9 protein-coding genes are annotated in these 13,405 nt (G+C 67.4%); 6 read left to right on the top strand and 3 right to left on the bottom strand.

The annotated features are described in order from the left end of the window. Positions 1–195: 195 nt before the first annotated feature. The gene (locus EAO27_RS13355) at positions 196–1,266 is read left to right on the top strand and encodes a phosphotransferase (RefSeq protein ID WP_242770562.1); all 1,071 of its coding nucleotides are present in this window, start codon (positions 196–198) and stop codon (positions 1,264–1,266) included. A 7-nt stretch (positions 1,267–1,273) separates the two neighbouring features. Here EAO27_RS13355 and EAO27_RS13350 read toward each other — a convergent pair whose 3' ends face one another. From EAO27_RS13350 to EAO27_RS13340, 3 genes are all read right to left on the bottom strand, one after another. Further along, the gene (locus EAO27_RS13350) at positions 1,274–1,828 is read right to left on the bottom strand and encodes a TetR/AcrR family transcriptional regulator (RefSeq protein ID WP_242770559.1); all 555 of its coding nucleotides are present in this window, start codon (positions 1,826–1,828) and stop codon (positions 1,274–1,276) included. Positions 1,829–1,914: 86 nt separating this feature from the next. Continuing rightward, complete coding sequence (locus tag EAO27_RS13345) at positions 1,915–2,739, bottom strand: enoyl-CoA hydratase-related protein (protein WP_242770557.1); 825 nt, start codon at positions 2,737–2,739, stop codon at positions 1,915–1,917. Beyond that, complete coding sequence (locus tag EAO27_RS13340; RefSeq protein WP_242770554.1) at positions 2,736–3,308, bottom strand: hypothetical protein; 573 nt, start codon at positions 3,306–3,308, stop codon at positions 2,736–2,738. The genes EAO27_RS13345 and EAO27_RS13340 overlap by 4 nt, the downstream gene beginning before the upstream one ends. Positions 3,309–3,659: 351 nt before the next feature. On the opposite strand from EAO27_RS13340, the gene EAO27_RS13335 reads away from it, so the two are divergent. From EAO27_RS13335 to EAO27_RS13315, 5 genes are all read left to right on the top strand, one after another. Continuing rightward, positions 3,660–6,071, top strand: a complete 2,412-nt coding sequence (locus tag EAO27_RS13335) for a TonB-dependent receptor (RefSeq protein ID WP_242770549.1) — start codon at positions 3,660–3,662, stop codon at positions 6,069–6,071. Positions 6,072–6,104: 33 nt separating this feature from the next. Beyond that, complete coding sequence (locus tag EAO27_RS13330) at positions 6,105–7,088, top strand: SDR family NAD(P)-dependent oxidoreductase (RefSeq protein ID WP_242770546.1); 984 nt, start codon at positions 6,105–6,107, stop codon at positions 7,086–7,088. After that, a complete protein-coding gene (locus EAO27_RS13325; protein WP_242770543.1) occupies positions 7,088–8,299 on the top strand; it encodes an MFS transporter in 1,212 nt (403 codons plus the stop codon). Before EAO27_RS13330 ends, EAO27_RS13325 begins: the two co-directional genes overlap by 1 nt. Before the next feature lie 151 nt (positions 8,300–8,450). Continuing rightward, positions 8,451–11,024, top strand: coding sequence for a TonB-dependent receptor (locus tag EAO27_RS13320; protein WP_242770540.1), 2,574 nt, complete (start codon positions 8,451–8,453; stop codon positions 11,022–11,024). 92 nt (positions 11,025–11,116) lie between these two features. Then, entirely contained in the window at positions 11,117–13,399 is a 2,283-nt protein-coding gene (locus EAO27_RS13315) for an arylsulfatase (protein ID WP_242770537.1), read from the top strand. The last annotated feature ends 6 nt before the right edge of the window (positions 13,400–13,405 follow it).

Below are 13,405 nucleotides of genomic sequence, written 5' to 3'. Positions count from 1 at the left end.
TCTCTATAACATTAGATGTCCCCACGAAGTCCGTGATGACGAAAGAGATTGAGCGAACGTCCGCTTCCCACCCCAAAGCCACCTTCCGCGCTGCCGGCCCCATGCCGATCGCACGCTCCATTTGGCGGCTTGCCAAATCTTGAAAGAGTATACTAAATAAGCGATACAAGGAATCGAACGAGAGAGGAGCCGCCAATGGCCGACGCACCCCGGAGCCACCTGCCGCTGCGCATCGAGGAGATCACCGCCGACTGGCTGACGTCGGTCCTCGCCGAAAATTTTCCCGGCACGGTCGTCACCGAGCTGCATATCGGGACCGTCATCGCGGGCACCGCGACCAAGGTGCGGCTGCTGCTTGCCTATAATGACGCGGGGCATGCGCACCGGCTGCCGCCGACGATGTGGCTCAAGGGCGGCTTTATCCGCCACGCCTATACCTTCGACGAATCCTTCGTGAACGAGGCCAAATTCTTCGCCGCCTGGGCGCCGGAAATGACCATCCATATCCCGCGCGCCTATTGGTCGGGCTGGCACGAGGGTGTGCAGGGGCTGGTGCTGATGGAGGATCTGGCCGCGCGCAACATCGCCTTCGGCAACGCCACGCGGCCGATCAGCCTCGACCAGCAGGCGCAGACGCTCGACCTGCTCGCGCGGATGCACGCGCGCTGGTGGCAGTCGCCCGAACTCAAGACGCTGCGCAATTTCTCGACCGTCTGGCAGGCGGCCGACCGCGTCGTGATGATGATGCTCGAACCCGCCTATTTCGAAGCCTGCATCAACCATCGCCGCTGCGCCGCCTATGTCGGCCCCTATCGCGACCGCGAGCGGATCATGGCGGGGCTGCGCGCGCAGTGGAGGCGCTCGCCCGAAATCCCGCAATGCTTCTCGCACGGCGACGCGCATCTCGGGAACATGTTCTTCGAAACCGACGGGCGCCCGGGCTTCCTCGACTGGCAGGCGTGGCAGGAGGGGCCGTATATGCACGACGTCGCCTATTCGATTATCGGCAACCTGCGGGTCGAGGACCGGCGCGCGGCCGAAAAAGACCTGCTCGCGGGCTATCTGGCGGCGCTGAACACCCATGGCGTCGCGCGTCCGCCGAGCCGCGAAGAGGCGTGGGAGGCGTATCGGCGCCATGCGATGCACGGGTTCATGTGGCCCTTCACTCCGCTCGAGATGCAGCCGATCGAGATCGTCACCGCCGAGGGCGACTGCTTCGGCGCCGCGGTGTCGGACCTCGATACCTTCGGCGCACTGGGCGTCTGACGCCGCGTCAGCCGCGCGGCGCGACCGCGCGGCAGAGCAGGTCGACCTGCAGGTGCATCATCGAACGGAAGGTCGAGACATCGTCGGTCGCGGCGCCCAGTCCGCGCACCGCAAAGACGAGCCCGCGCGCGAGGTCCGTCGCGGCGGCGGGAAGCGGCCCGGTCGCGCCGGCCGCGATCAGCTCGGCGATCAGCGCTTCGAGTTCGGCATAGACGCGGCGCACCACCGGGATCGACAGATCGTCCATGTCGCGCGCGTCGGGGGTGCGTTGCTGGAGGTCGAAGACCTGCACCAGCCACAGGTCGCAGGCGATCGACAGCCGGTCGGCAAGCCCGGCCGCGGGGGCCAGTGCGCCGCGGATTTCGGCCATGCGGATGCGGTTCAGATGCTCGACCGCCGCCTCGAACGCTTCTTCCTTTCCGGCGAAAAGCAGGTAGAGTGCGGGGCGCGACATCTCTGCCGCGCGCGCGATGTCGCCCATCGTCGTGCGCGCGAAGCCGTAGCGGATGAACTGGTCGGCCGCCGCCGCCACCGCGCGATCGATCTTGGTTTCCGACGCCATGCTGCCCCCGATGTCCGCCGTCCGGGCTGGGGCGGCGCAGGTATTAACGCAATGACGTTTTTTGTCACAATGTCAAATCGGTGCACCTATTCGCCGGTGAAGACGGGCTGCTCCTTCGAGGCGAAGACGCGCACCGCGGCGAGATTGTCCTTGGTTCGCGCGGTTCGCGCGACCGCGCGCGCCTCGGCTTCGAAGCTGCTGTGCAGGTCCTGCCGCAGGCCGTCGGCGACCAGCGCCTTGATCTCGCCGAGCGCGAGGGTCGCGCCATCCGCGAACTCGCGCGCCACCGTGCGGGCGCGATCGGGGAGGGCGGCGGCCGGCACGCTCTCCGCCGCCAGCCCCCACGCGAGTGCGGTCGCCGCATCGATCCGTTCGGCGCGCATCAGCATGCGCTTGGCGCGCGGCACCCCGATCGCACGCGGGAGCAGCCACGACAGGCCCGAGTCGGGCGCCGAGGCGAGCCTGGCGAAGGGCGTCTGCATCCACGCCTCGTCGGCCATCACGACATGGTCGGCGGCCATGACGAGCCCGAGCCCGATGCCGATCGCGAGGCCGTTGACCCCGGCGATCAGCGGGATGGGGAGCGCGTGCAGGCGGCGGAGCATCGGGTGATAGAGCGTCTCGGCGCCGCCGAGCGGGCGGATCGTCGACTGGCCCGCGGCGAGGGCCTTGCGGCTCACCATCAGATTATAGCCGGCGCAAAAGGCGCGGCCTTCGCCGGTGAGCAGCACCGCGCGGCAGCGCCGCCGCGGCTTGACGATCTCGGCCAGCGCCGCGGCGAGCGATTCGGCCATTTCGTCGCCCATCGCGTTGAGCCGGTCGGGGTCGTTGAGCGTGACGACCGCCAGCGCGCCGTCGAATGCCAGCCGCACGAAGGCATAGTCGATCGTTTCGATGCCCGGCCCGGTCATTCGACCAGCCCCGCCTGCTGGTTGGCCTGTTTCCAGAAATCGCCGCCGGCGACGGCGTCGATCTCGAGCTCGGCAACCTCGGACACGCGTGCGAACAGCATGTAGATGCCGATGACGTGGATCAGTTCGACGATCTGGCGCGGCGAATAGAAGGCGGCGACCGCGGCGAAGACGAAATCATCGACGCGCACGGTCTTGACGACCTGGCGGGTGAAGGCGAGCAGCGCGCGTTCGCGCGCGTCGAAGACGGGGTCGCCGAAGCGGTCGTCGGCGATCGCCGCGACCTTGGCGTCGGCGATCCCCATCGCCTTCGACACCTCGATATGCTGCGCCCATTCATAGGCGCCGCGGTCGAGGTGGAGCACCGCGAGGACGCAGATCTGGCGCTCGAGCGGCGGGACCTCGATCCCCGTCATCATGCCCTGCACCGCGAGGCCGATGCCCGGCTGCATCGTCACCGCATGCGCGAGCAGGCGCGAAAGGTTGAGCTTGCCGCCGGGCTTGTTGTCATAGGCGTCGCGCTGCTGCGGCGTGAGGTCCTCGACCGCGACCAGGGGAATGCGATTCATCAATCCTCTCCTTTGCCCGAAAACGTGGCGCTGAACCGCGCTCGACGCAAGTATCCAATAACGTAGATATATGATTATTCCGCGGCGCCATCCGGCAGATAGCTTGGTTTTCCGCGGCTGTCGGTTCGAAGCATATTGACTCATAAATCAGGGTGATCAATATAATCATATATATAACAAATCCGGTTGCAAGCCGGATGGACACAGGATGGAGAGCGATCCGAAAGGCCGGGCCCGGCCCGTCGGGCCAGCGGCCGCGCACGCGGTCCGCGCCGGCAAGTTCCCATCATCGACGACGCGTGCCGCCCCCTGCGGGCGGGAAGAGCAAATGGATCTGGGGAGGAAGCTGAAATGCGAACCGTGAAACAGTCGCTGATGTCGGGGATCGTGCCGGGCGCACTGGCGCTGGCGCTGGCGCTGGCGTCGGCACCGGCGCTTGCGCAGACCGCCGGGCCGGCGCCCGCGGGCGAAAGCGTCGGGATCGAGGATATCGTCGTCACCGCGCGCAAGACATCGGAGAATCTGCAGTCGACCCCGGTCGCGGTCACCGTGCCGACCGGCGACACGCTCGACCGCGCGCAGGTGATGTCGGTCGAATCGCTGCCGCGGCTCGTCCCCGGCATCGTCGTCCAGCCGACCACCGGCCAGCCGGCCTCGGCCTTCATCGGCATTCGCGGCCAGTCCTCGTCCGACGCGCTGCTCGCGCTCGACCAGGCGGTCGGGCAATATTTCGACGGCATCTATATCGCGCGCTCGTCGGGCGCGCTGTTCAACTTCGTCGACGTCGAGCGCGTCGAGGTGCTGCGCGGGGCGCAGGGGACGCTGTTCGGGCGCAACACCACCGGCGGCGCGGTCAGCATCATCTCGAACAAGCCGACCGGCGATCTCGGCGGCAGCCTGCGGCTGCGCTACGGCAATCACGACAGCTGGGAGACGACGGGCATCGTCAACCTGCCGATCCGGGGCGACGAGATCGGCGTGCGGCTGGTCGCGCAGCACGTCCAGAACGACGGCTATGGCCGCACCCTCAGCTTCGATACGCCGCTCGGCGGCGACAATGTCGATTTCCTGCGCGGCACGCTGCGCATCGCCCCCGGGGGCAGCGGCCTGTCGATCACGGTGATCGGCGACTATACCAACCGCAAGGGGCAGGGACAGATCACCGGGCTCAAAAGCTATTATCGCAACCCCGCGAACGGCGCCAATCTGAACGGCACGGCGCAGGCGGTGCTCGGGCTCTGTTCGGGCGCGACGCCCAACCCGCGCTGTCCGGTGAAGGGGCCGGTGGCGGGCGATTCCTACGGCAATTACGCGATCGACGTCGTCGGGAAGGACAATTTCTACGACGTCGCGGTCAGCATGATCCCGTTCAGCAGGGCCGAGTCGTGGGGCGTCGGGGTGACGAGCGAATATGAGATCAGCGACGCGACCTCGGTCAAGGCGATCACCGCGTGGCGCGGGGTCGACACCAATTCGCTGTCGGACAATGACGGGACGCCCTATGTGCTCACCGGCGGGCTGCGCGCGGGCGACGGCAATATCATCAGCCAGACCCAGTTCTCGCAGGAACTGCAGCTCGCGACCGCGGCGTTCGACGACCGGTTGCAGCTGATCCTCGGCGCCTTCTATTTCACCGAACAGGGCACCGACCTGTCGAAGAGCTATTCGGCGTTTCCGCTGGGCTCGCGCCTCGGCTACAACGACGGCGACATCCACAACAAGAGCTACGCCGGCTTCGGCCAGTTCAACTTCAACATCACCCCCGAGGTGCGCTTCACCGGCGGGCTGCGCTACACGAAGGACAAGCGCTCGATCCTGCGCCGCAACCGCGCCGAGAACACCGACGCGGTGACCGGGCTGCCCAACGGCACCTTCGTGTGCAGCCTCGTCGTCCCCGCGGGCGCGCCGTGCGAGGATTTCACCAGGGCGTCGTTCGATTACTGGTCGTACACCGCGGGCTTCGACTGGCGCCCGAACGACAATATCTTCCTCTACCTGAAGACGAGCAAGGCGAGCCGCGCGGGCGGTTTCAATCCGCGCGCGACGGGGACGACGCCGCTGGTCTTCAACCCCGAAACGGTCGTCGATTATGAATTCGGCTTCAAGCTCGACCTGCTCGATCGCCGCCTGCGCCTGAACACCGCGGTGTTCCAGACCAATTACGACGATATCCAGCGCACCGTGCCGACGATCGTGAACGGGATACTGTCGAACACGATCGTCAATGCGGCGACGGCGCGCATTCGCGGCCTCGAAACCGAATTGACCGTGCTCCCGGCCGAGGGGCTGCAACTCGGCGTTTCGGCGACCTTCCTCGATCCCAAGTTCAAGGATTTCACGATCCCGCTGACCCCGACGACCTTCCAGGACGTGTCCGACACGCCCTATTCCTTCACGTCGAAGACCTCCTATTCGCTCTATGCCGACTATAGTGTGCCGGTGGGCGGCGGCGAGCTCAACCTGCGCGCCGACTATGCCTGGCGCAGCAAGCATTATGCGACCGGCCCGCTCGTCGGCCCGGGCTATCAGGAACAGTTCCGGGAAACGGCGAAGATCCCGAGCTACGGCCTGCTCAACGGCCAGATCGCCTATCGCCTCGACAATCCGAACGTCGAGGTGGCGGTTTATGCGCAGAATCTGGCCAACAAGAAATATATCCAGCGCCTGCTCGCGATCGAGAACAGCCTCGGCGTCACCGCCTATTCGCCCGGCCTGCCGCGCATGTACGGCGTCCGCCTGACCTACAGGTTCGGGGGCGAATGAGCGCGGCCGTCGCCGGGTCGACGGGTGGATGGCATGAGTGATGGCCGGATCGACCTGTCGGGACAGGTCGCAATCGTCACCGGCGCGGCGGGCGGGCTCGGCCGCGCCTATGCGCTCGCGCTCGCCGCGCGCGGCGCCGCGATCGTGGTCAACGACCTCGGCGGCGACACGCGCGGCGCGGGCACGGGCACGGCGCTTGCCGAAGCGGTGGCCGGGGAAATTCGCGCGCGCGGCGGGCGCGCGGTCGCCAGCGCCGACACGGTCGCGACGCGGGCGGGCGGCGAGGCGATCACCCGCGCGGCGCTCGATCATTTCGGACGCATCGACATTCTGGTCAACAACGCCGGCAACCAGCGCAACGCGCTGTTCGAGGACCTGACCGACGAGGATATCGAGGCGGTGCTCGCGGTCCATTTGAAGGGCGCCTTCTTCGTCACCCAGCCCGCCTATCGGCTGATGAAGCGGCAGGGCTATGGCCGCATCATCTTCACCGGGTCGCAGTCGGGAACCTTCGGCAATCCCTATCGCGCCAATTACGGCGCCGCCAAGATGGGCGTGATCGGCCTGATGCGCGTGCTGGTGCAGGAAGCACCGCCCGAAATCCGGATCAATTGCGTGATGCCGAACGCCAGCGGCAGCCGCATGGGCGCGCCCGGCGAGGATCGCGTCGACAAGGATTTCATCGCGGCGATCCTCGCGCGCGGCAACGCCTATGCCGACCGTTCGGCGCCCGACTATTGCGCGGCGCTGGTGACGTGGCTCGCCAGCCCGGCGTGCAACCTGACGGGACAGACCTGGTCGGTGCTGCGCGGTCATTATGCCCGCATGTTCAGCGGCCGCACGGCGGGCTGGGCCGGCCCGCGCGATGGCGGGCCGCCGTCGGCCGAAGATATCGCGGCGCATGTCGGCGCCATCGGCGACGCCGCCTTCTGGCACGAACCGCAAAGCGGGATCGACGAAGGCGATATCGTCCGCGCGGCGCTGGACCGCGAATATGGGAATATGGAGATTCGTTGATGCCGGCGTTCGACACGCAATCGCTTCGCAGCCTGGGCGTGCTGTTCGCGGCCACCATATCGATCGCGATCATCGGCGTGCATTTCCACGTCGTCGGCGCGATGGTGAAGCCGCTGGGCGAGGCCTATGGCTGGACCCGCGGCGAGGTCGCCTTTGCGCTGACCATTTCCAGCGTGATCCACCCGTTCACCAACATCCTGCTGGGCATGCTCGTCGATCGCTACAGCGCGCGCAGCATCGCGCTGCCGGGCATCGCGGGCTGGGCGATCGGGACCGCGCTGCTCGGCCTGGTCGGCGGACCGGTCTGGACCTGGTATGCGGGCTATATCGCCTTCAGCCTGCTCGGGTTCGCGGCCAGCTCGATCGTCTTCACCAAGCTGATCGTGCAGAATTTCTCCAAGCGGCGCGGGCTCGCGCTCGCGACGTCGCTCGCGGGCGCCGGCGTGCTCGTCAGCACGATCCCGTCGATCGTCCTCGGCTTCGAGCGCACATTCGGGCTCGGCGGCGTCTATCCCGCGATGGCGGCCTGCGCGTTCGCGCTGATGTTCATTCCCTGCTGGCTGTTCCTGCCGCGCGAGGATGCGGCGGCGCGCGTCGCGGCGCAGGCGGTGCCCCGGGCGGATTGGCGCGAGGTCGTCGGGTCGACGATCCTGTGGCGTCTGGCGATCGCCTTTCTGTTCATCGCCTCGTGCGTCGGCACCTTCATCGTCCATCTGCAACCGATGCTGGCCGATGCGGGGCTGAGCCGCGACGATGCGGCGACGGTGGCGCTCTTCCTTGGTCCTGCGATGATCGTCGGTCGCCTCGGCACCGGCCTGCTGTTCGACATCCTGCCGACGCGCTTCGTGGCGGCGGTCGCCTTCAGCCTGCCGGCGCTGGCCTGCCTCTGGCTGTGGCTCGTCCCGCTCGATTTCCGCAGCGCGGTCGCGCTGGCGATGCTGATCGGGGTCGCGATGGGCAGCGAGGTCGACGTCGTCGCCTATATGTCCAGCCGCTATTTCGGCCTGCGCCGCTACGGGCTGGTCTTTGCGATCCTGATCAGCGTCTATGGCTTTGCGGTCGGCACCTCGTCGTGGGCGGCGGGCAAGGCGTTCGACGCCATGGGCAATTATCACGCGACACTGATGGTGCTGATCGTCGGTGTCGCGATCGCCGTGGGGCTGATTCTGTCGCTCGGACGGCCACCCGAATTCGAAAAGGAAGCGCGATAAACCGTCGATCTGTCGAATTTTTCATATCAATTTACCGAATAATATATACGATATTGACAGAGGCTTGCTCGCCGTTACGCTCGTCCCCCGATAGCTCCGCAAAGGAGACTCGCAGAGGATGGGCCAACGCGCCCGAACGGGAGAGGACCGCATGAAAAACTGGAAAGCGATGCTGTGCGCGGGCACGGCCGGCCTGATGTTCGCCCAGCCTGCCCTGGCGCAGGACGGGGGCGCGGCATCGGCGCCCGCAGAAGCCGAAACCGCCGGTGGCGGCTTCGACGAAATCGTCGTCACCGCGCGCCGCCAGGAAGAACGGCTGCAGGACGTGCCGGTCGCGGTCTCGGTCGTGTCGCAGGAACAGATGGACCAGCGCGGCGCCTTCAATCCGGTTGACCTTGTCCAGACCACGCCGGGGCTTGCGGTGTCGGCGTCGGTTTCCGACCGCAACAATTTGACCTACACGATCCGCGGGCAGGGCTATTCGTTCGGCACCGTCTTCCCGGCGGTGATCACCTATTTCGCCGAAGTGCCGATTTCGCGGCTGACGCAGGGCCAGTTCTACGACCTCGCCAACGTCCAGGTGCTGCGCGGTCCGCAGGGCGTCAACTTCGGGCGCGTCACCGACGGCGGCAACGTCATGGTGTCGCCGCAGACCCCCAAGGATGAATTCGGCGGCTATATCGGGGTCAAGCTCGGCAACTACGGGCTGCGCACGGTCAACGGCGCGATCAACATCCCGATCGTCGAGGACAAGGTGCTGCTGCGCGGGGCATTCGAAACCGCCCGGCGCGACGGCTTCACGCGCAATGTTGCGACCGGCCTGCGGCACGACAATATCGCCTATGAGGGCTTCCGCGGTTCGCTGACGTTGCGTCCGACCGACACGTTCGAGAATACGACGATCGTGTCGTACCAGAACACCCACGACAATGGCACCGCGGTGGTCTTCACCGGGCTCAACGCGGCGGCGCTGGGCGCCAATGTGGGCGGACCGGCGGCGCTGTTCGCGGGTGGTTATGGCATCGACGCCAACGGCAGCGTCAAGGCGATGGCGCCGGGGCTCACGCCCTTCACCGCCGCCAATTATCTTGCGTCGCAACAGGCGCAGCTCGCGGCGCAGAACGCCCGCGGTCCGCGCGCGGTGTCGCTGGTCGACCCGCTCTACAGCAAGCGCAAGAATCTCTATATCGTCAACCGCACGGTCGCCGACCTGACCGACGATATCCAGGTCACCAACATCTTCGGCTACATCCGCGAAAAGGAGGACGAGGCATCGAACTTCGGCGCCGCCAACGGTGCCGCGGTGCTGACCTGCCATTCCTCCTGTCCGAACACCGACGTGCTGTTCACCAACGCCGAACAGTTCAGCGAGGAATTGCGGCTGTCGGGGCGCGCGATCGACGGGCGCCTCAACTGGGCGCTCGGCGGCTATATGGACGAACAGCGCCCCGGCGGTCCGTCCGAAAATGCGACGATCAACGTCGCCGTCCTCCAGCGCGTCGGGGTCAACGAGCTGACCACCAAGTCGCGGGCGATCTACGGCTCGCTCGAATTCGCGGTGACCGACAATTTCAAGATCAACGGCGGCCTGCGCTACACGCACGACAAGGTGCTGTCGCGGCAGGCGACCTATCTCAGTCCGCTCCCCGGCGGCGAGGCGGCGCTGAAGGCGTTCCTGATGGGACCAGGCGGCGGCAACGTCCCCGAACCGCTCGCCAACGTCCTGGTCGCCTCGACCTTTGCGCCGATCCCGCACGGCGAGTGCCGCGACTATGGTTTCGGCTCGCTCGACCTCGGCCCGGGCGTCGGCGTCGTTCCGCTCAACAATGTCCTCGGCACGGCGCGCTGCGTCGAGACGCGCGGATCGTTCAAGTCGACGACCTGGACCTTCGGCGCGTCGTACAACACCGACGCGGGCCAGCTCTTCTATGCCAAGGTCAGCAAGGGCTATCGCCCCGGCGGCGTCAATTCGTCGGCGCCCCCGGGGGTTGATCCCGCCTATGCGCCCGAAACCGACGTGTCGATCGAGGCGGGCATCAAGGCCGATTTCGATTTCGACGGCGTCTTCCTGCGCACCAACCTTGCGGCCTATACCGACCGCTACAAGGGCATTCAGAAAAATGTCGTGCTGCCCGGCGCGGTGCCGGTGTCGCAGGTGCAGAATGTCAACAACGGCCGGATCAAGGGCATCGAGCTCGAGGTCAGCCTGATCCCGGTCGAAGGGCTGACGCTGGGCGGAACCTTTGCCTACACCGATGCCAAGTTCGACCGGACCACGCCCGACGCAGTCCGCAATCCGTGCGACCCGGCCTCGGTGTCGATCGTCGGCTTCTGTTCGGACAACCGCTTCAACTCGGTGCCCAAGACGCAATATACGCTGAACCTCGACTATGTGCTGCCGCTCGACGACAGCATCGGCAAGGTCAGCGTCGGCGGCCGGCTCTATCACCAGTCGAATGTCGCGCTTACCGACACCAGTCGCCTCAATCCCGCGGCGATCGAACCCGCCTACACGACGCTCGATTTCACCCTCAACTGGAAGGATGTGATGGGGCAGCCCGTCGACCTCGGCGTCTTCCTGACCAATGCGACGAACAAGCTCTATCGCATCGGCGGCAACGATCTGACCCAGCGCTCGTCGCTGGGGGTGCGCGGCGCCATCTATGCACCGCCGCGGATGTGGGGCGTCAGCCTGAAATACCGGTTCGGGAGCGACGCCCGCTGATCGTGCCGCGCCGCCCTTAACCGGGCGGCGCGCGCGCCTCGTTCCGAAACCGCGGCGGCATTCGTCCCGCCGCTGCCAGAAGAGGTATCGCGATGATCCGACGCTCGCTCTCGCTGGCGGCGCTGACGGCCTGCGCGGCGCTGGTCGTACCCGTCGCCGCCGTCGCCGCGCCCGATGCCGACCCGCGGCCCGCCTGGCCCGAACGCCGCACCGCCCCCGCGAACGCCCCGAATGTGCTCGTCGTGCTGACCGACGATATCGGCTTTGCGGCCTCGTCGACCTTCGGCGGGCCGATCCCGACCCCGACGCTCGACCGGCTCGCGCAGCGCGGCCTGCGCTTCAACCGCTTCCACACCGCCGCGATCTGTTCGGCGAGCCGCGCCGCGCTGCTGACCGGGCGCAACCCGGGGCGCGTCGGCATGTCGGGGGTCACCAACGCGGCGAGCTCGCACCCCGCCTACACCAGCATCCTGCCTGCGAGCGCCGCGACGATCGCCCGCATCCTCCGCGACGGCGGCTACAACAGTGCGATGGTGGGCAAGGCGCATCTGACGCCCAAGTGGGAAACCGGCCCGACCGGCCCGTTCGATCGCTGGCCGACGGGGCTCGGCTTCGAATATTTCTACGGCTTTCTCGACGGCGACACCGACCAGTTCGCGCCGCAGCTCTATCTCGGCACCGAACCCGTCGAGCCGCCCGCCGACGATCCCGGCTATATCCTCGACAGGGATCTCGCCGACCGCGCGGTGACGTGGCTGCGCCGTCAGCACGCGGCCGAGCCGGGCAAGCCCTTCTTCCTCTATTATGCGACGGGCACCGCGCATTCGCCGTTCCAGGCGCCGCCGGGGTGGATCGACCGGTTCCGCGGGCAGTTCGACATCGGCTGGGACGCGCTGCGCACCCGCACGCTCAAGCGGCAGATCGCGGCGGGGACGGTCCCTGCGGGCACGCGCCTGACGCCGCGCCCGCCCGAGATCGCGGCGTGGGACAGCCTGCCCGCCGAAAAGCGGCGCCTCTACGCCCGGATGATGGAGGCCTATGCCGGCGCGATCGCCTATGCCGACGACCAGATCGGGCGCCTGCTCGACGAGATCGCGCGCGCGGGCGAACTCGACAACACGCTCGTCATCTTCGTCCAGGGCGACAATGGATCGAGCGCCGAGGGCGGCGCCAACGGCCTGTTCAACGAAACCGCGGGGCTCAACGAGGAAGGGGAGGCCGATTATCCGGTCGCGCTGGCGAACATCGCCCGCTTCGGCGGCCCGATGACCTATGGCCATTTCCCGACCGGCTGGGCGCATGCGATGTCGACGCCCTTTCCCTATTTCAAGCGCGTCGCCTCGCACCTCGGCGCGACGCGCAACGCGATGGTGCTGTCGTGGCCGCGCGGTGCGCCGGACGCGCACGGCGGGGTGCGCAGCCAGTATCACTATCTGACCGACGTGGTGCCGACGATCCTCGAAGCGGCGGGGATCGAGGCGCCCGCGACGGTCGCCGGGGTGCCGCAGATGACGCTCGACGGCGTCTCGATGCTCTATGCGCTCGGCGATGCGGCGGCGCCACCGGCGCGGCGGACGCAATTCTTCGAGCTGTCGGCCGATGCCGCGATCTATGCCGACGGCTGGCTCGCCAACACGCGCCCCGTGTCGATGCCGTGGCAGTTCACCGGTCTCAAGGACGTGCCCTTCGCCGACCGGACGTGGGAGCTTTACGACCTGTCGCGCGATTTCAGCCAGTCGGTCAACCTTGCGGCGCGCCACCCCGCGAAGCTCGCCGAGCTCAAGGCGCTGTTCGGGCGCGAGGCCGAACGCAACCATGCACTGCCGATCGCGCGCGCGCCGCGCGGGCTGCCGGCGCCCGACATCAACAGCGGGCGGACGCGCTTTTCCTATCCCGCCGGGGTCAGCCGCATCCCGGGTGCGATCGCGCCCGCGGTGCTCAACCGGTCCTTTTCGCTCGTCGCGACGGTCGAGGTGCCCGCGGGCGGGGGCAACGGCATGCTGGTCACGCAGGGCGGCCGCTTCGGCGGCTACGGCCTCTATGTCCGGGGGGGCGTCCCGCGCTTCGTCTACAACCGGCTGGGGCTCGAGCGCAGCACGCTCGACTGGAGCGGTCCGCTGGCGCCGGGACGCCACGAGATCCGGGTCGACTTCGACTATGACGGCGGCGGGCTCGGCAAGGGCGGCACGGTGCGGCTGTCGGTCGACGGCGCGCCGCCGCGCAGCCTGCGCGTCCCCGCGACGATCCGCCTGCTGATGCCGCTCTCCGAAACCTTCGACGTCGGGGTCGATACCGGCACCCCGGTCAGCGAGGATTATCGCATACCCTTCGCGTTCGACGCGAAGCTCGAGGATGTCACGGTGCTGCTGCGCTGAGCGCGG

This window comes from Sphingopyxis sp. YF1 (assembly GCF_022701295.1).
Classification (GTDB): Bacteria; Pseudomonadota; Alphaproteobacteria; order Sphingomonadales; family Sphingomonadaceae; genus Sphingopyxis.
The sequence above is the reverse complement of the archived record's forward strand: the minus strand, read 5'-3'. Positions and strand labels throughout refer to the sequence as shown.